Here is a 25125-nt window from a genome sequence, read left to right as displayed (position 1 = left end):
TAATTCAGTATCTCACTGAAAGAATGGAGCAGCTCATGGATTATAAAGTAGAAGTCGATTTTGCACCCATGTATGAATGTGTTAGTAGTATGACTGTCTTTCTGAGCAAGCAGAACCATACTGCCATGGATTCCGGTAAGCTCTGGGTACGGGATGTTCAAGCAAGATTTGCACCCCTGCTACTTCGTAAAATGCAAGAGGTCGTTAAGAAACTTGATGATTTCAGTTTGGCTCCCTACATTTGGTCTTGTCCGGGCGAGCGTTCGGTAGAGGGCTTTTTGGTATGGTTCGATGCTTTAACATCTGGAGAGCTATATGAAATTTCCGGACGTTTCGGCCAATCGGTTCCCTCCAATCTTGCGGAGCTTAGGGATACTGCTTCTGATATCCTGCGCGAATGGAACGCGGGATACTTCAGTGGAATCGATCCTAATATCATTAAAGGACTTGAGCAGGAAGCCGAATCAAGACGCGCGATGCTAAACGGGAACAATGATATGGAGATCTTTGAAGCAGCAACTGCTGGAATGCGACTTTATCCAACCGAACATCTGAAGCAAGTCATTATCATTCCGCAATATCATGCTCGTCCACTGGTTACGACCGCTATGTATGATGAATTCGTATTCACAAGCTACTCTTGTGATGTTCTCCCTCCAGAAGCTGGACGGCCTGCGCCTGCATTACTCCGCCTTACCCGTGCGTTGTCAGATGAGACCCGGCTGTATATCCTTCGTTTGCTCACAGGCAAACAGCTCAATTTCACAGAAATCGTACGTGAGGTAGGACTTTCAAAAAGCACAATCCACTACCATCTTATCGCGCTGCGTGCAGCTGGGCTGGTCATTGTCCATACCCATGGTAAAAGCGCTTCGTACAGCCTACGTTTAGAAGCCTTAAATGGACTGCCTCAGCAGATTGGGGCGTATCTGGAGAGTTAAGCATAAACGTCTTTGGCGTCCTTATAAGGACGGTAAGCGTATTTGCGAGAAATATAAGATAGTATAGGTGCAAAACTTATACTTTCTTATTTTAAGAAAGGAGCTACCAAGCAATGATCAAACGCAGCTATTATGGTCTACTCTCCACCATCACTTTAAGCGCTTTTGGAGATGCTTTTGGCTTACTGGCTATGGAATGGCTCGTCTATGAGCTAACCGGTTCTAAGCTAGCGATGGGAGCACTCGCGCTCAGCTCCGGCATACCTGAGCTGCTGTTGCGCTTGCTCGGTTCACCGTTGTCCGATCGGCTGCACCGGGTCCGTTTTATGGCCTGCTTGGCAGCCATTCGCTTGCTGGCTATAGCACTGCCACTCGGCATGGGCCTGGCTGGCCAATTGCAGCTGTGGCATCTGTTTGTCGCCGCGGGTCTCAGCGGATCTTGCGCCGCATTGTTCATGCCAACAGCAATGGCTGTTATTCCTGGCGTTGCCGACAGCCGTAAGCTGGTGCGGGCTTTTGCTATCATTGATGGCAGCAAAAGCGCAGCAGTCCTGCTGGGGCCTGCATTAGCAGGTGCGTTGACCGCTGCTAGTGGAGCACTGCCCGCCCTTGGCATCAACATGATATGTTACGCAGCCGCCATCACTACCTTGCTGTGCTTACAAAAGCTACCGCAACCTTCTCCACCCCCAGGTCGTTTCTCCATCACCGTTTACGTTCGCGAGATAGCCGAGGGTTTTACCTTCTATAAACAATTCCCTGCAATGCTTACGATTATGATCATGGCCTCCATCAGTAATTTAAGCTCAATTGCCGTCTGGACGATGATGGTCCCTTTTGTACGCGAAGTGCTCCGCCGTGATGCGGCGACGATGGGCACGCTAAGTACAGTTCTCGCCCTGGGAACGTTAGTCGGGCTAAGTGTGATTTCCATAATAGGGGAAATTAAAAAAAGGCGGCTTGTTATGCTTGGCAGTCTGGGGACCATAGGTTTAGTGACTACCTTATGGGGGTTATTTCCTAGTTTTTCTTTTGCTCTCGCCGCCGTATTTGCTACCGGAACGTTAGGTCCCTTCTTCGGTTCGTTAAGCTCTTCACTCCATGGACGTCTAGTTCCGAGCCATCTGCAAGGAAGAGTCAATTCTATTCGCTTTCTGATCGGTGGCGGCTTGCAGCCTTTTGGTGCTTTTGCCGGTGGCGCGATTGCCCAGCATTATGGGGTGCCCGCACTTTTTGTAATCGCCGGACTGCTTCCAATGCTCTGTGCTAGCGCAGCCTTACTGCTCCCTGGACTAAAAGCACTGGATGGTGACCTTTCCACCCTTGAGGCTACCCATAGACGACCCGTTGTGGAAGTTCCGTCACAAGGTGTTGTAACTGAACGATAAGTGGGGATAAGTAGAAGAGTTCACTGATTCTAATAGAAACAGCGATAGCTTAGGACAAGGAAAGCACGTCCTAAACTACCGCTGTTTGAAAAATATTGTGTCCCGTTAGCTTAACCTACGAACTTCGAATAATAAGTATCCTTATTTTTTTCAATAATTTCATCGAGCAGATACTCCTCAGGCAAAATATACAGAAATTCATTATACGGTGTTTCTAACCCTTCAACTAAACAAGTGAATTTATGATGCAGATAGCTATAATGATCCTCCTTGGCTAGCAATAAGCCTATTTCGATCCATTTTCTGTTCTCTTCTAAACCATAATCGAGTAGAAATCTAGCATAGAAATAAATCGCTTCAGTGTAATAGTATCGAATAGGCTGCAAATCATGAATCGCTGACTCATAATATTTAATGGCTTTATTGAAATCCTTCTCTATGAACGCTAACATTAATGACTTAAGACCAGACGTATATTTGTTCGTAACAACTAACTGATTAATCGTTTTTTTGTCTATTCTCCCCATTTTCGCTTTAATATAATGGGTTTGCATCAGTTGTACGTACTCTTTTCTATACAAACTCTTTAATGTTGATTCCAACTCATTATATTCCAGCTTATTCAGATTAAACTTCATTTCCATGAATATAAATGGTAAAATATTACTGTATGAGATTAACGTCTCTAGCTTACTGTATTCCCCCGCCAAATACAATAAGGACGCTACCTGATCATGACTGTAAAAATTGCTCCTGATAATAAATTGCCTTACCTCATTTATATTACCGTACTGATAGATTTCAAGCGAGTATAAAATAATCTTCCTCTCTAGATCCTGGGTGTGATCAAGTTTATACAAATCTTCAATCGACACAGTTTTCTTTAATTGATCAAAACCTTCCTCAAATTCGACTTCATTGTATTTTGCATTTGCTATCATTGCATCAAATAGAATGTCAGATCTTTCTAAATCAAAATGATGTTTTATTTTTTCAAGTTTCCTACAGAACTGCTGGCTTTGCTCAATTTCGCCGAAAAATGAATAAATTATATGTATAAAGTTTATCTTCTCTTCTTGTGAATCTTTAAAATCAGTTATGTAATCAAAACTTTTAATGAAGTTCTCGACATTTTGATCGAAAATGCTCAATCCTAATGTTCGATCATCGTCATAAATATTATCAATCGTATTTGCCATGAAGTTCATAAAATCAAACGCCCGTTTATAAAAGTCGACCTTTTGTACTTCCGGCCTCTTCACAAACTGATGCTCCGCAAATCTCCCAATAATCGATTGTAGCTCAATAAAGCCCCGGTTGATCTCAATCAACGACTTGTTCTCCAACGAAGTGATTTCACGGTCCGTAATTTTTTTTGAATCTAATTTATAAGTATCTTGCAAAAAGAAAGTTTTCATATTGTTCATATGTATGCCATCCGGGAATAAATACAGCAATTCGAACAGCAGCTTTTCATTGGATGTCAGCCTGTTAAAGGAATACGCAATGGACTGGTACAGTGACTTTGAACGTTCGATATTAGCATCAGACTCGTCATCAAAAATGTCTTCGTAGCCATCCTTCGTAATATTAAAGAAATCTTTCTCCAGCTCATTCTTTAAAGCGATCATGTTCTTAGATTTGGGCAGGTTTCGGGCTGTAATTTTGATAGCTAGAGGGTTGTTGTTCAGCAGCTTTCCCAATATGTCATCCTTAAGAATTTTGTTTTCTTCCGGATTCAACCCTGATTTGTAATACTTGCCGAACAGTTGAAACGCTTCTTCGTTCGTAAAAGCCCTCAGCTCATGACGCTCCTCAAACTCCAGCCGTACCCACTCCCTAGATGTGATAACGACATTTGCTTGGTCGCATATAAAAGCCACGAGAGACTTGATCTCTTCTCTATCGTTGATATAGAGCAGTGGCTCGAAATTGTCCAAAATAATCATGGCGTCAAGTTCGATATTATTTTGTAAAATATGTTCCTTCAGATTAATCGTACTCTCGACGCTGAAACACTGAGCTATCTTGTATTCGAAGGATTTATAGTTTGTGATAAACTCGCAGTCGATGAAAAAAATCCCATCTGGGTAATATCCTCTCTCATATAGCTCCGTCGCAACCTTTTTAACTATAGTTGTTTTGCCAATGCCGCCCGACCCTTTAATGGTCAAAACTTGCTTATTGGTATCAATGATCTTTCTAGTAATATCCTCCAGATCTGTTTTACGGCCTACGAAATTGACCAGATTTTTAGTATCAATATTTTCGGATAGAATTCGTTTTGAATGGTCGACTCGTGTTACAGTTCTCGAAGCTCCCTTTTCCACCGCCTCTAAATCAAACTTTTCCTGATTGATGATGAACCCGTCTGTGAACTTATCCAATGCTTTCTTTTGGAATAGCTTAAAAAACACGCTACTCAAATCTTTCTCCCACAAGACTGCCATTGGTATTGAAATAGGGGACTCCGACAGCCGAATTTGCTTATCGGTAAAGATAAATAGCCCCTTTAAATGGTCCGTAATAAGATTGTCCTCGATCTCTTGCGGTGTTATCAGTTTACTTTTCAGGTACTGATCCTCAATGAGGAATTTATTCTTCACCGTCTGGGAGAGAATCATAATATAATCGAATTTCTCTAAATTTCGTAAAACCTCAATGGAGAAGTAGAAGCACTCGACGGTGACCTTAAATTTAGCGAGATGCTTGGTTACTTTCTCAACATGCGGCTTATTTTCTTGATCAATGGGGGCCGCTATTAACAGCGCAATTGATACCTCTTTGGCTTCTAAAGAAGTAAGTGATGCAGTCGTAAAGCTGGATAAAGTTTCTGATGCTACGCTAGCTTGGGTTGAAGCTTCTTTAATTTCAATTAGGCTGTCTAAAAAAGACCCTAGTTCATCCCAAGCGTTCAAGCTAATGGGTTGCACCCCATGTACCTCACTTGGGGATTCGTCTACGGTCAGATAGAAATGCTGTTTAGAAAACCCTTTGTAAATGGCATGAATGTATTCAAATTGTTTCTTAACATATTCGTCGGACAGGCTGAATCCAATAAAAAGGATCGTATGATCCGAAATCAGACTTTTAAGCTTTTCAATGGCGGCGGTATTATTGTACAATTCCTCATAATCCTCCTGAAATAAAATGCATTTCTCGGGATTTTCTATGCAACCGTGCAGCTTAAGAAGGAAATTTTCTTTGTCCTGCAAATTTGCAATATGATAGGTATTGTCAAACACAACCTTTTTAAAACTCGTCGCGGTCTCCAATAATCGGTCATAATTTGTTGTAATAATTTTAGAGGAGAGCTTGCCAACTTTTCTGTGAAGCTCAAGATTCAGCCCGTCCATTGGCCTGTCAATTTCACGATCCAATACCTCATATATCTGCTTCTTCTTGTCTTTGATTTTATCCAACAGTTCCAAGGAGGTGAACAGACCGGTATTTAAAACGTCATCTAATCTTTTATACTTGTCATCTTCCAATCCTAAATCTTTCAAAACAAGACTGATAAGTCCGTTCCAACTTGGAAAACCCAGTGGCTGTGAAAACCCTGCGCCAATGAACAATAGCAGTTTATCTTCTCTGATAGCCTCGATAATTTCCCGCTTCATAATGCCCCCCGTAAATTGAAGATTAATCGAATATTGTTAATTAATTCTTATACTAACTTATCTATCACTATATTACATCTATGGAAAATGAATAATTTAGCAATTGTCTGATATGATTTCATTCTCAATAAGAGCTTTCAAGTAACATTTTCGACTATATATTGGTAATGAGTAGGCGTGTCTTATTTTAAAAATCAAACTTTCTTACCATTCTTATCTATCGAAAATACCAGCCTCTAAAGGGACTGGTATTGGCTCACCATTTAGATATTCTGAGGGCTGACAATTTGAGTTTGATACTAACTATTCTCAATCAAATAGTTACTTACTAAGTTATAAATCTTCCTAGCGGCAGCAAAGACAGAATCGACAAAAAAAGGCGACGCCGATATTACCGGATCATCACCTATGGCTGCATTATTAAATATGATTCTAGGCCGACTAGAATCATATACTGTTAAAAAATACCACATCTTCTTTAATAGTGGCTTGATTCGTAGCCACTATCTGTTTTCTATCCCCCTTCGGCTAAAACCGAAGGGGGATGCGTTGAGCCTTTTGCTTTTTTATTTGTGCTTGTGTTTTAGTTTTTCGCGCTATGGCAGCGGAGAGAACGGACTGATTGTGGAAAAGCGGAGCGCTCGCCTTTGTCTCCGGATGTACACTACTAAGTGTAAAATCAATACATCTGGAGACAACAGCGATTGTAACAACAGTCCGTTCTCGGAGCGTCCGCCAGCGCAAAGCGACAGCACCCAGCACAAACACCCTAAGGCTCAATCAACCCATACTTCGTTTTTATCCGATCCAACTTTTCAATCATAGGGTTAGCAATGAAAAAGAGGAACACCACCGTAGAAATTGCATGCACCATATCAAACCAAAAGGCGGAAACATAAGTCGTCATCAAAGCCGATAATGAGAACTCAGAAGTGAACATCATCAGCGAGCCTATATTGATAATGCCACCATATACCAAGAATGTCGCTAGCCCTCCGAATATACACAGCGATAGCTTAGTCTTTTTAAGCAGACCCTTCTTGAAGAAAATGCCCGCCAGGAAGCCAATGATGCCAAAACAAAACATTTGCCAAGGCGTCCAAGGTCCCTGCCCAAAGAAGAAATTGGAGACGAAGCCCGCAACAGCACCGACCAGAAATCCTGCCTCAGCTCCCAAACTCACCCCTGCGATGATGACAATGGCAACAACCGGCTTAAACTGCGGCAACATGAAAAAGGCTGCGCGTCCAGCAACGGCAATAGCTGCTAGCACCGCTATGACGATTAGTTCCCTTGCCTGCGGCTTCCGATTCTCGAACACCAGCGCAAACGGAATCATCGTGTAGAGGACGATCAATAGGCTGATAAAGTAATATTTGCGATCGTCTAGGACAAAGATCCCTAACAAAATTGTAGCTGGAATAACTATAAAGATTAGCAGTCCCGCTAATAAAGTTCGACGACTCAAACGACGACCCGTTACCTGCTTCGTTGACATAAACCAATCACACCCTCTATCGTTACTCCCTCGCTCCAGACATGACGCGCCATTCGGTTGGCGGCAGTCGTATAGAAGCTGTTTCCAGCAAAAAACTTCTGGGCATCATTCGTAGTGATGATACTTCCATCAAAGAACATCGCGCAGACCTCCGCATATTTGGCACAGAATTCAACATCATGCGAAACCATTACGATGGTAACACCTTCAGCATTAAGCTTCTGTAAGAATAAAGCTAATTTCTCTTTAAAAGGTCCATCCAGTCCCTTCGTCGGTTCATCCAGCAGCAGAATCTTTGGTTCTAACAAAAGCACCTTCGCTAATGCCGCACGCTGCTGCTCTCCACCACTAAGGTCATACGGATGCATCGAGAGAAGATGTTCCAGTTCTGCGAACTTAACCACAGCCTCGACTTTAGCCACCTTTTCTTCCTTCGTTAAAGGAAGCTGGGATAACATTTCGAATAGATCTAGCTCGACTGTTTTTTTCACAAATAAGGTTTGTGGATTTTGCGGGAGAATACCCATATTGTTAGTAAACAGTTCCTTTGCGTTCATCTTCGCTGGATTCTTCCCACCGATTAGAACCTTCCCTCTGTACGGCTGAAGAATGCCACTCATCAGCGACAACGTCGACGTCTTCCCCGTTCCATTTCCACCAACAATAGAGTAGAATTGCCCCTGCTTCACTTCAAAAGACAAATCTTTTATGATATCGGGTCCGTGTTTATCATATTTAAACCATACATCTTTGAACTTTATGACAACAGGGCCGTCCTCTTTCATGCTTGGCTGAGATTCTGTCATCAGTGCAGGTGTCTTATCCTTCAAAAAAGCATCCAGCCATTGGCGACCTTCCTTCACAGTAACAGGCCATGCTAAGCCATTTTCTACGCCTGCGTATATCTGCATCGGTGAGGGCATGGACAGGAACATCGGATGATTCAGCTTACTTAAAGCCTCGCCCACCCTTTGTGGGGTATCATCAGCAATCACGATGCCCTCATTCAGCACAATCAGCCGATCTGTAAGCGGAAGAACATCCTCTAGACGATGCTCGCTCATGATAACGGTTGTTCCAAGCTCGCGATTAATCTTTTTGACCGTCTCCAAAAAATCGGAAGCGGCGATGGGATCTAGCTGAGAGGTAGGCTCATCAAGGATTAGAACCGAGGGATGCATAGCCATAATCGCTGCTAAATTGAGAAGCTGCTTCTGGCCACCCGATAGCTCTGTCACACTTTTATGGAACCAGGTCTGAATTCCGAAAAAGCTCGCCATCTCAGCCACGCGCAAACGAATCGTAGAATTGTCATAACCTAAGCTTTCAAGGCCAAAGGCCAACTCATGCCACACCTTGTCTGTCACAATTTGATTGTCCGGACTTTGGAGTACATAACCGATTTCCGCTGCTTGTGTCCGTTGATCGATCTCCTCTACAGGTTGACCCTTATAATAAATCGACCCTTGGCGTTTGCCATGTGGGGTTAGGATTGTTTTCAGTTGTCTTAGTAAAGTACTTTTGCCGCAGCCTGACTTTCCACACACAGTAATAAAGTCTCCGCTTGAAATCGTAAGATTAATATTCGAAAGAGCCATCTGCTCTTGTTCAGGAAAAGCAAAGCTTAGTTCTTCGATTCGATAGATTTCCATTTCATTGCCTCCACCATATTGATGAGCACAGGGATCATACATAGCGCAAAATAAGCGATATATACAAGGATACTAAAAGGTGTAATTGCGCTCGCTTTAATCGACGGATAATATCTCATCGTGTTCTCACCCATCGCTGCGCCGATGGCTACCATCGCAATTAAGCCTGTCATGATCAAGAGGGCTACTTTGTCCCGGGCATCTAGACGGAAGATCGAAAAGCTTGTACGTCCAGGCAATCCATATCCTCTTGATTTCATGGAATCCGCCGTCTCAATCGCATTTTCCAGAGCCCAGGTGGTCATTATCGATAGGATCGTAATCCCATTGCGCGCTCGAGCGAGGAGATTTCCCTGTGTGACATCCCGGCCTATGCAATTTTGGGCATTCGAAATCACCTTGATTTGCGCTAAATATCTAGGAACAAAACGAAGCACCATCGAAAAAATCAACGACAGTGCCGGCAGTATTTTTCCGAATATATAAATAAACTTATCCGAGGTCATCACGACGTTATAACAGGAGAACCATATGATTACCGTCACAAACATGCACGCCGCTGCTACACCATAAAGAATGGATTCCTTCGTAATGGGATTTCCATTGTTCAAATAGAACAAGATCGTTACCCCTTGATGATTAAAAACAGGGTTCATAATCGCCATAAATAGTAGAAAAGGAACCATGTACAGCAGATTAAACCGAACGGCTTTCTTTCCTTTTAACATAAAGGAGTAGACTACTGCACTGATAAGGGCAATCACCTGAAATATGGGATGCATGAACACCATGCTAAACAGCAATACAACGACAAAATATAGAAAATTCACAAACGGATGAAAGGTAGAAAAGCTATCCTTCATTATTTCTGAGCTCCTCCTGTGGCTACATAACCACCTACATCTCGACCTAAATCACAAGTGTATACCCATTCAACGACATCGCCATCCTTGAGAACATAACGACTACTGCCGTAGTTAGGGAACCAGCCATTTACTTTGTACATCCATCCACTAAGCTCTCCAGCATCAAATTCATAAAGATTATTTATGCCTTCAATATAATTACTGTTATAGATCGGAGTCATACTGAATTCCATATGGATTTTATTCTTCTTCATCTCTCTTAGCAAAACATCAAACACAGACTCACCTTCATAAAAGGTTACCTTCTGCGCTTTATAAATGATACCATCTGCCGGCAATACTTCAACCTTATCCTTATTGAAAATATCCATATTATCTAAAATCGTTGTTGCCGACACGGACAAAGTAGCCGTTAATTGCTTCTTCTTATCTACCGTTGCATCTTGCCATTCCACGGGCTTAGGTTTCCCGCTCGGCACTGGATCGGTAAGGAATTTATCCTTTTTCGGTTCCTGCTTTGTTTCTGTTGTCGCTACTTTTGAATCCGGCTTGGTTACTGGTTTTGCCGTCGCCTTCGTTTCCGGCACGGACGTTTTAGCCGCTTTCGGTGTTGCGGTTGGTTGTGCCTGTGTATCCGATTTAGGTGTTGCGGTCGGCTTTTCAACCTCTGTTGCCGCAGTTTCGGTTGGCGTTACCTCTTCAGTTGGTTTTACCGTTTCAACGGGCTTAGCTGTTTCATCAGGTGTAGCTGTAGGAGCTATCTCCGTTGTCTTGGCATCACTTGAGGTTGTAGGCTCTACATCAACATTCTGATTGGAGGTCGTATTGGCTGATCCTACAACTTGAGACTCAACACTGTTACTCGCAACCTTGTTCGGGCTCTTCTGATAATTCCCGCCCCAAAAGAAGGCAATCGCCAACACACCAATAATTAGTATCGCTGTTAGCCATTTTTTCTTGTTCATTTCTTAAGTTCCCCACCTTAAATAATAAGCAAGGGTATACATGCTACCCTTGCTTATCTCTTTAAATAAAGTTCTATTTAACGTCTGTCATGTCATAAAGACTCGTCTGACCCTTAACGAACCGATCATAAGCAACCAGTGCATACATCGCTTGATCCGTAGCCATAAGATCTACTTCTCCGGGTTTCGCGCCTCCGTTGCCTACGCCACCCTGCTTCACGTGATAAAAACCACCTTCAGGTGCAGCAAAGCCAAGCAACGCATCTACCGCTGAACGGCCATTTTTAATAAATCTGGAATCCTTATGCGGATCTATACCAAGTCCAGTTAAAGCTACAATAACCTGAGCAATGCTCTCGGAGTTCGTAGATTCCCAGCTTGCAAAGCCACCATCTGCTGTTTGCGTTTTGGATAACCAAGCAATTCCACGATCCACAGCAGCCGTTACTTTGGCATTCGTTTTGTAATAAGGGGTCAAGCCTTGAATAACCATTCCCGTAATATCCGGATCGGCCTCAGTAGCATTACTGCCTAGTGCCCATCCCCCGCCGTTGATCTCTCTGCCTAAAATGTAATCAATGAGCATCTCTCTTGTTGTCTGCGTCTTAACATCCTTAACCACTGGAATGTCGTAATGATTACTATCCAGTGCAATTAAGGCAAACACAGGTCCATTAATACCTTGCTTGATTACAGTATCAAAATCCGCGAGCGGTTCCAGTAGGTTATAACCCGCCACTTTATCAATATTTTTGCCGATTGAAGTTAATGCCAAAATAACTCTATCATATTCCGTATATTTTACGCTATGCAGCTTCCCAGCTTTTTCTTTAAGGGTGGCTTCTACATTCGCATAGTACTTAGCGTAATAACTATCTGGAACCTTCACACCAGAACGTGCCAGCCCGAACACTGTCCAATCCCCGCCAACCGAGGAGATGACCGGGTTTGTTACTGTTTTTTGCAAAAAGGCTGCTGTGTTTTGAATATATGGACTAACTGCTTTGTCGCCACTCTTATAATCATGGGTTCTAGAAGCTACAACAGCTGCCATTTCTCTAGTTACAAGCTCTTTAGGCTTAAACTGATTATTATCACCTAACATAAGTCCGGTGGCAACAATGGTTTCCACATCTGCTTTTGCCCACGCAGACACTGTATTGATATCTTTAATAGCTGTACCTGGCTTCGTAGCCGGGATTGATAATGCTCTGACAATAATGGCTGCCATCTGCTCGCGAGTAATCTTGTCATTTGGCTTAAATTCATTATTAAAACCTGTAATTAATCCTGCTTTATGAGCAGCATTCACATATGGATAGAACCAGTCACTTAGAGCGACATCCTTGTAGGTAATTCCTTTGTCACTCTTGATATCCAGTTCCAATGCTGATACTAGGATCTTAGTAAATTCTGCTCTTGTAATATGATCTTTCGGATTCACCTGACCATTGTTACCTTGGATGTACCCTTTTACTGTAGCTGTTTCAATCGCTGAGAATGCCCAGGATGAGATCTTATCGGCGTCTTTATACACTTGCTTGATATCGTTAGGAGTCGCTGTTGGAGATGGACTCGCTGTCGGATTACTGTTATCTTCCGGAATAGTTACATCACCCGGAGCAGGAGTACCGCTAGGTTTAGGCGTTGGTTTTGGAGTCGGACTCGCTGTTGGTATCGGTGCATTTAGATCCACACCCAAATTCGTAGTATAACGCCACTGAATTCTATCCCCGGCACTTAGATTATATGAAGATGCACCATAATTAGGATATTTTCCATTTACATTATACATCCATCCACTACCGCTACCATGGTCGAATTCTCCATCACCAGCTATGGATTCAACATACACACTTCCAAATGTACTGTTCCAAGAATATCTATAGTCGATACCGCGGCTATCTAGTACTCTTTCGAATACAGACCACACTGTGTCACCAGATAGTAGCTCTACCTGTACAGATGGAATAACATATCCTTTCTTAATCGTAAGCTTATCCACGGATAGGGTTACGTATGGCTTAGATGGAGTGGTTCCTCCATCGCCGTTACCGTTACCATTACCGTCACCACCAGGTGTTTGTACTGCAGTGGAGGAATACGCAATGTAATCAGTGAAATGATTGGTTTTTACGATTAAATCATTTCCATTATCGTAGGCATACTCTGACTTGCCGCTTGCCAAACCTAAGTCATCACTTGCAAATTTTTGAATCGCATGAGGTGTGCCGTTTTGAATATAAGCAGCATCTTTTCCTTTAAGGTCCTTAAAGGTTAACGTAATAAATTGACTGAATTCTACTCTTGCGCTGCCTCCCATGGAAAATGCTTGAACGATGCTATCAAGCTTCTTGTCCCCAGGAATAATTTGATTCAGACTATCTTTTAGTGCAGATTCTGTCCTTGTTGTAGGTGAAATCAATTCAACCTTTGAAGAATCTCCCTCTATAACCTGTGTACCCTTAGGGATGACTACAGATACGTCACCTTTGGTAACCTCTAATTTAGGCAGATTACTATTGCTAGGTAAATTAACACTTACCGAGGATTGCTTATATTTCGGGATTTGCACTGTAATTTCTTTGTTGCTATCCCCTGAATTTATCGGAAGAATATATTTATTATTATTTTGAAAAATGACAACTTTGGGTGTATCACCTGAGGGTAACTGTACTTCTATTTCTTTCGTTTCCTCTGGTTGCTGAATTACTATATTACTCATATCAAATAGACGGTTCTTATGATTGATCAGACGATCGTAAGCAATAAGTGCATACGTACCTTGATCCGTAGCCATTCCATCTACTTTTCCGGTTAGAATATGCTTAAATCCGCCATCCGGTCCAGCGAAGGTAAGCAACGCATCAATAAGCGAATTCCCTTTTTTCACAAACTTAGGGTCACTGTGTGGATCTACGCCTACGCCAGTTAAGGCTACTATTACCTGCGAGATACTTTCACTGCTTGTACTTCCCCAGCTTGTAAATCCGCCTTGATCATTTTGCGTACTCGATAACCAATTAATCGCCCGATCCACAGCAGCTTTTACATTTGGATTCGTTGCGTAATAAGGTGCAAGTGCTTGCATCGCCATCGCGGTCATATCAACGTCCGCTTTGGTTACTCCTAAAGCCCAGCCACCGGCATCTGCTGCACCTTTTTTAACCTCTTTATCCAAGATGTACTGAACCAGATTTTCTCTTGTGCTTTGGTATATTACTCCCTTTTCATCAGGATTAGGGAATAATACCGGGATGTCGTAGTTATGACTATCTAAAGCAATCAGAGCAAATATAGGACCATTATTCCCTTGCTTCTGAACATATTTATAATCAGCGAGTGCATTGATTAGATCATAACCCGCAACATTCGTGATATCTTTTCCGATAGAGGTAAGTCCTAGAATCGCTCTGGAATGCTCTGTGCTTTTAGTAGCATCGAGTTTTCCATCCTTCATTAATTCTTTTACTCTCTTAGCTACATTGTTGTAATAGAGATCATAATAACCACTTGGCACTTCGTAGTTGGCCTGTGCTAGTGAAAGAATTGACCATTCTCCGCTACCTGTTCCAAATGACGGATTCTTTACGGTGTTTAGAATATAAGCAAGGCTCTTATCTAACTGTTCTTTGACTCCCGTTGTAGCATTTATTTTGTAGGTAACTTGATAAGTTTGTGTTGTTCTATTTTCTGCTCCGTCTACTGCTGTGACAGTGATTACATTACCACCTGGGTTAAGAGAAACCTTATACTCACCATCTGTAGCAGATAGAGTGACTCCATTTAGTTTTACTACTGGAATGATACCGTTATATACATTATCTGTGACAGCTACTCTGAAACTTAAATCTTTATCGGATACTTCCTGTTTATCCTGCATACCACTTACAGTAATAATAGGTGGCTCAATATCTAAAGAATGGGTAAGCCCGACCAGCGCATGATCTACACTTAATTGAGAGCTTTCCATATTTTCTAGCACTGAATAAGCTTGGTAAACTGCTTTTTGTACTACTGTTTTGCCCAAAATACTTTCTTTATTCGGATCACTGTTAATTTCTGCGATTTTCGCAGTTAATGCATCCTTATTGGCAAATGGAAATGGAGGTTCTCCCCAGCCACCAAGATCAGAACTATAGCCATAAGTGGTGAACTGTGTTCGGATGATGTCACCGTCTTGAGGGTGATAATCAGACATCCCGAACGGAGGAAATTCATTATTTACGGCATACATCCAACCCGACATGTGAGTGTAGTCAAACTGACTTAGCCACTCTTGGTCTGCTTTAGTTCCGACTGTATTCCCATCGGCTGAAATCATATCTAAAATATACTGCGGTATATTGACTTCACTTCTGCCACTATCTTTAACTTCAGATAAATAAAAACTACTAGCTATACTTCCAAAGTTTCTATAATTACCTTCTCCTAGCGCACGTGTTATTAGTGATGCGCCATTATCCCCTTCGTAGAATGGAACTTTAATAGGATCCTTAATATATCCTTGACCCAATGTGAACTTCTCTACGGATACAGTGACATACCCTTTAAGTGTAGAGCTTGCTTCATTCGCATGAGCCGGGATTACGCTTGTAGAGAACGTCGTGATAAATACTGCTACAATAAGTAACCAAGCTAAAAACTTATTTTTCTTCATGTTTCCATAACCCTTCCCTTCTCTTTCTATGTTAAAAAACAGAATAAACTTTCATAGCACTACAAAAAAACCACTCAACATAACGTCAAGAGGTTTAAGATAGTGAACCGCAACAATAGCAGGCATATACTATATCAAACACCTCTCTATCGCTCGTAGAGTTTAACGGTGTATCAGAAACAGGCAGATATTCTGGCTCAAGTATCATCACCCTTGCTACCTTCCCAGTTTCCCAGTGGTACCTTGCAAGGACTCCTCTTTCACAGCGGCGGGACCGCGCGGGATTCACACCCGCTTTCCATTTAACCAATCTATGATTGTATTTCCGAAACATTCATAATTGGCACCTATTGCTAATATTAATTTTTCCATGCTTCATCATATCTAATATATATGCTTTTGTCATGCAATATTTGTTTTTTGTATAACGAGTAGTTAGCGATAATCCTATTGAATATCAAATCATTTTAACCACAATATACTCTTTTTCTCTCAGCTCAAAACCATCCTCCAGTGACAAAGAGGCCAAATCAAAGATTCGATCATACTTTTTATTACGTGGGAGTCCTTCTTCCTCAGCCCAGCATGTATAAAGCTCAAACTCGGCACCAGATACCCCATAATCTGTCATAAGCCTAAATAACTCCCGACAACACTTGAGTGAGGCGTTATACGATCCCGGTAGAGTATCTTTTAGCTTAGGGGATACAGAGAAGCCGCCCCAATTCGGTGAAATCCGATACACATATGGACTCCGAAAATGCTTGCGAATCTCATCGTTCCAATACCCAAGCTCCTCTATAAAAATACCCGCTGCATCTTCTTCCGAGTCGTATAAAAGACAGTCCTCATCTCTTAAATGAGACAGATCTGCGATGTCATCCAAAGGAATTATACCTTGCAGGCGCAGAGCCTCTCTTTGTTTCTTATACTCCGGGGAATTTTTCACTTCATTATATGTCTTTGCTGACGGTACACTGCCTCTTTCTCCTAACGGAAGCTCTGTAGCCGAGCCTATGTAATGAAATCTGCTCACTGGATTGCCCTCCATAACTTTGGAATCACTGCAAATCACTAATTCATATATGAATTTACCACAAATTAGTAAGGTACTCACAGCAAATGTTCTATGTTAGGGTATTTGGTAAGCGTTTACAACAGATTATTGGAGGTGTACGTGTTCATCTAAGCACCAAAGTACTAAGGAAGGTCAGGTTTAAGCATCCTCAAAAATGATCTTACAAAGGAGAATTCAATGACTACTCGAATCCAGAAATCCTTCTTATCATTGACCCTTGTCACCGCTCTTCTGCTCTCTTTGTTCTCATCCATTGCCGCCGCTGCCACTAAGGACGAGCAACAAGCTAAGGCAGCACCAAAGAGTAAGATCCAATCCTATGTAGACGATATGCAGCCCGGATGGAACCTTGGCAATACTCTAGATGCTACAGGTGAGGATGAAACCTCCTGGGGCAATCCGCGTGTGACCCAAGAACTGATTAAGAAAATCGCCGCACAAGGCTACAAAAGTATCCGGATTCCTATCACTTGGGATTCACACATAGGTGAAGCACCGAACTACACCATTGATCAAGCTTACCTCGACCGTGTCGAAGAAGTTGTAGGCTGGGCGCTAGACGCCAAACTATATGTAATGATCAATGTCCATCACGACTCCTGGTTATGGGTAAGTCATATGGAAGAGAAGCATGATGAGACGCTGGCGCGTTATAATGCAGCATGGACTCAAATTGCGGACCGCTTCAAGGATAAATCCGATAAGCTGATGTTCGAAAGCATTAATGAACCTCGTTTCACGGATGGCGGAAGTACGGATGAAGCGAAGATGGAACAGATGCTTGCAGAGCTCAACAATTCCTTCCATCAGATCGTTCGAAACTCAGGTGGAAAGAATGATGTCCGTCCGCTAGTGCTACCTTCATTAGAGACTTCTCCTACCCAACCTAGAATGGATCAGCTCTACAAGACGATTACAGCTCTTAACGATCCGAACATAATTGCGACCGTTCACTACTATGGCTTCTGGCCGTTCAGTGTGAATATCGCTGGTTACACCACGTTTGAAAAAGATACAAAAAACGATATCACCCAAACTTTTGATAACGTTCACAACACATTCGTAGCCAAAGGAATCCCTGTTATCGTTGGTGAGTTTGGACTGCTAGGATTCGATAAAGATACAGGTGTGATTGAACAAGGCGAGAAGCTGAAATTCTTCGAGTACCTTACCTATTATTTAAAAGAAAAGAAAATGACCTCCATGCTCTGGGATAACGGGCAGCATTTCAACCGCAAAACGTATAAGTGGTCCGATTCTGAGCTGCAGGGTGTATTAATGTCTGGTCTGAAGGAACGTTCCTCCAGCATTGAAAGCGATCTGATCTATCTAAAAAAAGGTGCAGCGATCAAAGACACCAAGGTGAAGCTGAACCTAAACGGCAATAAGCTAACCACGATTAGTGCAAATGGGAAGTATCTAACAAAGGGAAAAGATTACACCTTGAATGGCGAGGAGCTCACACTCAAAGCCAGTCAACTCAAAAAACTCACAGCTTCCCAAAAATACGGTGAAAATGCTGTGTTAACGTTGAAATTCAACAAAGGTGTTGCGTGGAGACTAAAGATCATCGTGAATGACACTGCCAAATTAAATGATGCCAAAGGTACGACTGAATCGTTTGCGATTCCAACTACCTTTAATGGTAACCAGCTTGCCACGATGGAGGCTGTCTATACCGCTGGTGGCAATGCAGGCCCGCAAGACTGGACACCATTCAAGGAGTTCGGCAATACGTTCTCACCCTCTTATAACACGAAAGAAATCAAGCTGCTTCCAGCCTTCTTTAAAGATGTTAAAGATGGAGAGATCATCTTGAAATTCCACTTCTGGAATGGTGATATCCTTACGTACAAGATCACGAAGAGTGGAACAAACGTTGTAGGAAAGTCTTCTTAGCTTTCGCTGTATAATATAAAAAGGAGTGTCCCTTCACGGGGACACTCCTTTTTTAACTACATCATACATATACTTCTTCATACGTCATCAACATCAAGCGATAGACCAGATATACTCCAAGATAAGCTCCCGTTAAAAGGAACATTGGATTCAAAAAAATCGCATGGATCGAGGTCATAAATACCGTGTTATCTCTTAATATTTCATATATAGCTAGGGCAGAAATATTACCTAAAATAAGCGTAGACAACACAGAAGCTACATTAAAAACAATACGCCACTTTATCCATTTCCGTTGTATCATTAGCATGGCGACGGGAACCACTATACTGCCAAATACGATTAGAAATTTCATTTAGCCAGCCACCTCAGTATCTCTTTAATCCTCCAGTTCAACACTTTCGATTTGCCCCTCGGCATTCACTGTCCACTCGATATCAACACCTGGCATCAGTCCAAGCTTGTCCTCATCTTCGATCACTACATGATCGGGGATGGTTAGGGTCTGCTCTCCCCCACCTTCGACTTTAACGGTAACCTGTTTACCATTAGACGTAGTAATCTTCCCATCATATTCAATCTGCTGCAAAACAATCTTTTGGCTCGGATCCGTAATGGTAACCCGCTTGCCGCCGTCTGTCAGCAGCTCAATCTTTTTATGATAACCATCCTTTAAAGTGACTTCCTTAATAACTCTCTGAACGCTAACATCCGCCGGAAGTCCCTCTGTATTTGTACCGGATGATGCATTGGGTTGTTCTGTTGCATTGTTCGTAGCCGCAGGTGCAGTGGCTTCTGTTATAGGCGTTGGAGTTACTTGTGTGGTTTCATTGGCAGCTTTAGAGCAGCCACTTAATAGGACGGTGCAGGCACAGATCAAACAAAGAATTGAAGTTCGAATCTGGCGTTGTGAATTTCCTTTATTCTGTATCATCATTTACCTCCGCATTTAAATTTCTTCCAGTTCTATTTTGTGAACATAGTTTTACCTCTTCCCTTCCTTTTATTCACCAGAAAATGGACCATCTGAATTACTCTCTGATTATCACAGCGTCATAGCACGCCCATATCTAGCTAAATACTCTTCCTTCTCCTTATAATCCGGCATGAGACTTCCAACCTTTCGCCAAAAAGAGCGGTCATGATTCATATGAAGTAAATGACACAGTTCATGAATGATTACATAATCGATAACATCCACTGGAGCCATCGCTAGGCGATAGTTAAAGGTTAGCTTTTTATCCGAGCTACAGCTTCCCCACTTGGTTCTAGATTCAACAATATCAATCGTCTTAGGCTTTACTCTAAGCTGTGTCTGATATTTATTGATCCGTTCAGCTACAACCTTCTTACAGCTAGCGAAATAGAATTTCTTCAGCTTAAGTTTAAGCTCTTCCTCATTTAAATCCCCTGTCTCTATTAGCTCTTGCAGCGAATAATATTTGCCTAGATAGAGGAACTTCCCCTCGTCTTCATACTCTTTGAGCTTTGGTGTTTCTCGGTTCGCTTCAATACTTTGCAGCTTCTCCACTATTAATTTCCCATTACGCTCAACCACGCCTTTAATCGTCTCTTCACTTGTTTTCTTGGGAGCTTTGAGCGTTATACGCCCTGAAGAATCTATGTGAATGGAGATTTTCTTGCCGTTTCCATATTGAACATTAAACTCGATCACCTGATTGTCGTACTCAATCTTCATACCCACCATCGTTTCTATAAGGTTATTCGCAAAAAAAGGAGAACGCGTTTAAGCGTCCCCCCCTATTTTAACATGATTCCTCAATACACTGGATATCCTGCCACAAACATCGCTAAATACAAAAGACTCCCCGCAACAGAAACTACAGTAAGGATAGCATCCTTTGATTTCTCTTCAGTGATCGCGACAGCAGCAAAAGCTAGTGGAAATGCAACAAGCAAATACCGCGGGGCTGACAGCAGCCAGGTAGCTCCCACTACGAACGCAAAATACACGATGAAATAGGCGGTGTATGAAGGTCGTATCTTTTTTGCACCCATGAACATGATAATTAGTGCTGAGAATATAGCGATTAAATTAGGCAGCCATAAGCCGAGAAAAGAACGACTATCTCCACTCTTAAAGGTGCCCACAGCGTATTCCATCTGATATCTTACCGTATCAAAAAAGAGATAAAACCGCTGAGACCAATGCTCTCTCTGGTAAATACTGAACTGAAACGCATTTCCCGTCACGTGATAATTAATAAACAGATAGGCCAGCAAGCCCGTTGATATGATAGCGAGAAAACTTACAGCGCTGATGATTCTATGTATAAAGACTTTTTTACTTAATAGCTTATAGTTGCCCATCAGATCCCGTCCAAATTCAATCGCAACCGGTACAATCAGAAGCACTCCGGGAGAACGTGTATAAGCTGCAAGTGCACCGCATAAGCATCCGATCAGCCATTCCTTTTTTCTCACAAAATATAAACACATCAAAGATAATGCCAGAAATAGAGCCTCGGTCATCGGAATGAAGAAAAAGAACGCGGCAGGGAATATGAAAATGTATTTCACGACCCGCATGGCATTCTTTCGATGCATGTCTAGTGCAGCAAGCTCATAAGCGACCAGGGCTGCGACAATTGAAGTGATATTTGAAACGATGAATCCAGAAACGAGATAATTCCCTACGAATGCCTGAACCACTCTTATTAAATTTGGAAAAAAGGGAAAGAACACGATATGGAATCTCGCATCACCCTCGGTCACGTATCCATTCTCAGCAATGCCCAAATAACTAGAAGCATCGATTCCAGAGATATGCCAAGTCTCTGCCATTTTGCTAAGCAGACCACCTGAATAGCCATTCTGTATGATCAAAAATGAATACCCGATGAGCATAAGCAGGATACGACTCACCAATATCCATCCAATAATATAAAGCCAAGCCTGTCTTCTATCCTGCTCCTTACACTTCCAAGTCACTTCAGGTGCTGGATTCGTCAAAACAAAATCCGTCAATACAGGTATAGTGCGGAGCCCCAATAGCGCAAAAAGCCCGAAACAGACCACAGAAGCGAGGGTGCCCAACATGGTCCAGCTCTGAGTCGAAATGGCCCAGTAAATAGCCGTCACCATCATAACAAGTATGAAGATGAAGGAAATGATTTTGTCGTGCTTTTTCATTTGATCCTCCAGTTATTTAGTCCGAACAATTGTTTAGGAAAAAAAGGATAGAATTACCTATAGAAATATAATAGTCTTTGTGTATTTTTTTGTAAATCACATCTTATCTCTTCGTTACTTACTCCTCTCATAGCTGAAATAAAAGTTCAAAGGCAATTCATCATCACTTTGAAAACTGTTTGACATCCTGTAGGTTATATACAATTTATCCTCACCCTTGCCGCATGACCATGATTCTTCAATAGAGCCTATTGATGGCTTTAGCGGAAGAGCCATCCTGTCAATCGTTTGGACTGATTTCTCGACTTTCTCAGCCTCTTCATCTTCCACAGGTTTGTAATGCTCCAGAAAAGCGCGCACCAGTTCTCTCGCATTTTGATAGCCGCTTTCCGATCTGGGAAAGACCGTTCCCACCCGGTAACCAATGATTTTATTGGTCTTAACATCTACCACAATCTGCTGTATAAACTCCTTTTGATTCACGGATAAGATATCATCCTGCATAATTGTACCCAAGGTTGTATCGTATTCACCCACAGCATCCGCAATTTGCAAAGCAGCAAGCCCCTCTTCACGCGGCTGCATGAACACAGCCCGATGCTCTTCCACATGTGTGAAAAGCTCAGCATACTTGGGTCTTTCCTTACTGCATGCAGTGAATACCAGCAAAAGAATGACTATTCCACAAATGAGATTGAAATATGCTTTTTTCAAACGAATACACCTCCTGGCCTGACGAAACCGGTTTGGTTGATCCCCCATAAACCTTACCATATATTTGAAAAAAGACACAGATATTCATGCCTTATATTAGAAAAATGAAGCCTGCCCACGGCAGTGGGCCCCAAAGAAAAAGCCCGAGCGTTTATGCTCGGACTTAATATCATTCAAATGGATAGATCCAGAAATGCTCTGTTCCAAAACGATCTTGGATTTCTTTATCCTCTAGCGTTTTGCTGCCTAACAGTTCAGCGGCTTGGAATTGGGATTTATGCGCCTGAATGGATGCCATCTTTTGCTTCAGGAAATCTTTCACTTCAATGATAACCTGAGGCTTTCCAATCTCTTCAATATTATTGGCGAAAGCTATACAGTGAACAGGAGGTCTCTCTGCCTTGGGCATTCTTCCAACCGTTCGAACCACTGCAGCTCCGGTAGCATCATGATCGGGATGAACGCTGTACCCCGGATAGAACGTAATGATCAGTGAGGGGTTAAGCTCCTTCAGAAGCGCATCAATATGGCCCTCAAGCAGAGCTTGATCCTCAAATTCAATCGTCTTATCGTGGAAACCAAGCATTCTCAAATCCTGTATTCCAATCGCTCGGCAGGATTCTTCCAGCTCCTTTTTACGGATCTCTGGGAGGGTTACCCGATTCGCAAATGGCGGCACGCCCATATTCCGGCCCATCTCTCCAAGTGTCAGACAAGCGTAGGTGACTTGGGTGCCGTTTTGCACATGTTTAGCTAGTGTTCCAGATATACCGAAGGCCTCATCATCCGGATGCGGTAATATAACTAGAATATGTCTTTCCACTGAACTCCTCATCTCCTCTACCATTAGAACGGCTCCCGGCTTAATTGCAAGGATACGACCAGTTTGCCTTGGCTGTCATGACCGGCCAGAATTAATCTTTCGTTCTCACTCTCTTCATAGTGAGTTAGTCCTTCCGAGTACACCCAGCCTTGTGACATTTTTAGGCCTACGCGATAAGGTCCATGACCGGAAATCGAACCATGAGAATATCGGATCACAGCATTAGTAATGAAAGTAGCCGCTGGGTGCTTAGAACTATCGAAATGGGCAGCGTATGCTCCCGTCGTCATCTCAAGATGGATATATAGATCCTGATCTTTAAGCAGGTCGATCCTCTCTTGTATTTCGGATTGATTGATTAGCTGCAAGGTTGCGCCTCCATATCTGAATGAAAATATACCTACGAAAAATAAGATCCCTGCCTTATTAAGGACGGATCTGTTAAAGGATAAGCGGGTCCGTATTTCTCATCAAAGTATAACTTGCATAGCTTTTTTATTCAAATAGAAGCGGTACGCTGCAAGCTTAAACATTGTATTCAGCCATTCATTCTTTCAGCCTTTTATCCAGAATTGGGCGGATGAACCAGATATAATAAACCAGACAGAGAAGCAATACTACAGATGTCAGAAAAAAGGGGATTTCATAATCCTGTCCAATCAAAATCCACCCCGTAAGCAGAGCGGCGCCGGATGATCCGAGGCTTCGAAATACGGACCTCATCCCTGCGTAGAGATTCCTCTCCCGCTCCTTAAAGGCAGACATCAACTGACTATCCAGCAGATTAGACAGCATCGTAAGCCCTCCCCCGCGAACCAGAAACACGATTGTGAACATCCAGACTGGCATAGCCCAGGATAATGAGGCGAACACGAGTATGTTAACCAAAAAGACAGATACGATGGCCACATTGTGGCCAAAACGCTCTAATACGTAAGGCGTCATTAAAGAAGCTGCAAACAAAACAACTCCGCTTACCGCCAGCAGAATGGACACTTTATCATCCATCCAGTTCAGTCTATACTTCACAATTACATTAAGAAATGACCCAGTGATGGCTATCGCTCCTCCGAGCAGGGCCATGAATACCGAGAACAGCCAGAGTGTGCCGGAAGGCAGATTTTTCCTCAAACTAGAGACTTCACGGTTCACTTCCAGAACTTCAGAGGTTCTAACCGTTTCGCTTTCCTTCCCCTCAGAGGGAAGCCAGAGTCCTCTAATCATACTGTGAACAACGAAAACCAGTGCAGCAAGCAGCAGCGTAAGCCCATATCCATCCCCGCTATCAGCCGAATTCGGCAAGTATCCAGCAGCCAGGGTTCCTGCCCCTGTAAATGCAGTAAACACGGCAAACATCAGGGAGAAAGCACTTGCTTCTTCCTTGCGCGAGGCACAATAGTGAAATAACAACTGCACCTCCGTCGTCTCCACAAGAGTAAGGCCAATCGAGACCAAAGTTTGAGCCAAATAGAATATGCCGGAATGATTACCAATCGCATAAAGTGCACTTCCTGCCGCTATAAACATGATGCCGGATACTAGCAGCTTTTTACGACCTATACGGTTTGCCGATATGGATACAGGAATAGCCAATGCACCCATGATCAGTATACCTATGGACATGAGCAGCCCGATTTCATCCTCCTTCATTCCTTTGGACAGCAAATGCAAATTAAGAACTAGCGAATACATACCGATGCCGATGCCATACATGGCTTCGGTCATAAGAAACCGGCGGACGCCGACAGACAGGCGCAGCAAGTTCCTCATATACCCAGACATACCCATAACCCCTTTCTTTGGTGATACAGTCAAATAGGAAGGGCTCCAAACGGAGCCCCTCTACTTTCAAATGTATATTTTAATTG

The 25125-nt window shown here is 42.7% G+C and carries 18 protein-coding genes and 1 riboswitch; of the genes, 3 read left to right on the top strand and 15 right to left on the bottom strand.

The genetic code is table 11. The features are described 5' to 3' along the window. Positions 1–35 precede the first annotated feature (35 nt). Both NYE25_RS24925 and NYE25_RS24920 read left to right on the top strand, forming a co-directional pair. Positions 36–941 (top strand): ArsR/SmtB family transcription factor, encoded by a 906-nt coding sequence (locus NYE25_RS24925; RefSeq protein WP_341147105.1) that lies wholly within the window; start codon positions 36–38, stop codon positions 939–941. 113 nt (positions 942–1054) lie between these two features. Then, positions 1055–2329, top strand: coding sequence for an MFS transporter (locus NYE25_RS24920; protein ID WP_341147104.1), 1275 nt, complete (start codon positions 1055–1057; stop codon positions 2327–2329). Positions 2330–2439: 110 nt separating this feature from the next. On the opposite strand, the gene NYE25_RS24915 is transcribed toward NYE25_RS24920, so the two are convergent. The 7 genes from NYE25_RS24915 to NYE25_RS24885 all read right to left on the bottom strand — a co-directional run bounded on the left by NYE25_RS24915 (position 2440) and on the right by NYE25_RS24885 (position 16626). After that, positions 2440–5949 (bottom strand): SIR2 family protein, encoded by a 3510-nt coding sequence (locus NYE25_RS24915; protein WP_341147103.1) that lies wholly within the window; start codon positions 5947–5949, stop codon positions 2440–2442. A 769-nt stretch (positions 5950–6718) separates the two neighbouring features. Beyond that, positions 6719–7447 carry an ECF transporter S component gene (locus NYE25_RS24910; protein ID WP_042184957.1) on the bottom strand — a complete coding sequence of 243 codons (729 nt, stop codon included), beginning with the start codon at positions 7445–7447 and terminating at the stop codon, positions 6719–6721. Further along, positions 7429–9099, bottom strand: coding sequence for an ABC transporter ATP-binding protein (locus NYE25_RS24905; protein WP_341147102.1), 1671 nt, complete (start codon positions 9097–9099; stop codon positions 7429–7431). The genes NYE25_RS24910 and NYE25_RS24905 overlap by 19 nt, the downstream gene beginning before the upstream one ends. Continuing rightward, entirely contained in the window at positions 9072–9962 is an 891-nt protein-coding gene (locus tag NYE25_RS24900; protein WP_341147101.1) for an energy-coupling factor transporter transmembrane component T, read from the bottom strand. The genes NYE25_RS24905 and NYE25_RS24900 overlap by 28 nt, the downstream gene beginning before the upstream one ends. Beyond that, positions 9962–10930 carry a DUF4430 domain-containing protein gene (locus NYE25_RS24895; RefSeq protein ID WP_341147100.1) on the bottom strand — a complete coding sequence of 323 codons (969 nt, stop codon included), beginning with the start codon at positions 10928–10930 and terminating at the stop codon, positions 9962–9964. The genes NYE25_RS24900 and NYE25_RS24895 overlap by 1 nt, the downstream gene beginning before the upstream one ends. Positions 10931–11003: 73 nt before the next feature. Next, positions 11004–15590, bottom strand: coding sequence for an S-layer homology domain-containing protein (locus NYE25_RS24890; RefSeq protein WP_341147099.1), 4587 nt, complete (start codon positions 15588–15590; stop codon positions 11004–11006). Between the two features lie 165 nt (positions 15591–15755). Beyond that, a riboswitch (cobalamin riboswitch) is annotated at positions 15756–15956 on the bottom strand. A 91-nt stretch (positions 15957–16047) separates the two neighbouring features. Then, the gene (locus NYE25_RS24885) at positions 16048–16626 is read right to left on the bottom strand and encodes a hypothetical protein (protein WP_341147098.1); all 579 of its coding nucleotides are present in this window, start codon (positions 16624–16626) and stop codon (positions 16048–16050) included. 219 nt (positions 16627–16845) lie between these two features. Between NYE25_RS24885 and NYE25_RS24880 the strand changes: the two genes are divergently transcribed. Next, on the top strand, positions 16846–18567 hold the full coding sequence (locus NYE25_RS24880; protein WP_341147097.1) for a cellulase family glycosylhydrolase: 1722 nt from the start codon (positions 16846–16848) through the stop codon (positions 18565–18567). A 61-nt stretch (positions 18568–18628) separates the two neighbouring features. Here the strand turns inward: NYE25_RS24880 and NYE25_RS24875 are convergent, their stop codons facing one another. The 8 genes from NYE25_RS24875 to NYE25_RS24840 form a co-directional block, all read right to left on the bottom strand. Continuing rightward, a complete protein-coding gene (locus tag NYE25_RS24875) occupies positions 18629–18922 on the bottom strand; it encodes a hypothetical protein (RefSeq protein WP_042184951.1) in 294 nt (97 codons plus the stop codon). A gap of 24 nt (positions 18923–18946) precedes the next feature. Further along, positions 18947–19504 carry a hypothetical protein gene (locus tag NYE25_RS24870; RefSeq protein ID WP_143759536.1) on the bottom strand — a complete coding sequence of 186 codons (558 nt, stop codon included), beginning with the start codon at positions 19502–19504 and terminating at the stop codon, positions 18947–18949. Between the two features lie 108 nt (positions 19505–19612). After that, positions 19613–20266, bottom strand: a complete 654-nt coding sequence (locus NYE25_RS24865) for a M48 family metallopeptidase (protein WP_341147096.1) — start codon at positions 20264–20266, stop codon at positions 19613–19615. A gap of 80 nt (positions 20267–20346) precedes the next feature. Next, complete coding sequence (locus NYE25_RS24860; RefSeq protein WP_341147095.1) at positions 20347–21720, bottom strand: hypothetical protein; 1374 nt, start codon at positions 21718–21720, stop codon at positions 20347–20349. A gap of 114 nt (positions 21721–21834) precedes the next feature. After that, positions 21835–22434 (bottom strand): hypothetical protein, encoded by a 600-nt coding sequence (locus NYE25_RS24855; RefSeq protein WP_341147094.1) that lies wholly within the window; start codon positions 22432–22434, stop codon positions 21835–21837. A 169-nt stretch (positions 22435–22603) separates the two neighbouring features. Further along, the gene (gene bshB2 / locus NYE25_RS24850) at positions 22604–23257 is read right to left on the bottom strand and encodes a bacillithiol biosynthesis deacetylase BshB2 (RefSeq protein WP_341147093.1); all 654 of its coding nucleotides are present in this window, start codon (positions 23255–23257) and stop codon (positions 22604–22606) included. A gap of 23 nt (positions 23258–23280) precedes the next feature. After that, positions 23281–23625, bottom strand: a complete 345-nt coding sequence (locus NYE25_RS24845; protein WP_341050264.1) for a YojF family protein — start codon at positions 23623–23625, stop codon at positions 23281–23283. Between the two features lie 178 nt (positions 23626–23803). Further along, positions 23804–25039, bottom strand: a complete 1236-nt coding sequence (locus tag NYE25_RS24840; protein WP_341147092.1) for an MFS transporter — start codon at positions 25037–25039, stop codon at positions 23804–23806. Positions 25040–25125: the final 86 nt, after the last annotated feature.

Origin of the sequence: Paenibacillus sp. FSL E2-8871, from assembly GCF_038000345.1 — a bacterium.
GTDB lineage: Bacteria > Bacillota > Bacilli > Paenibacillales > Paenibacillaceae > Paenibacillus_AQ.
This window is presented reverse-complemented; position numbering and strand designations above follow the sequence as displayed.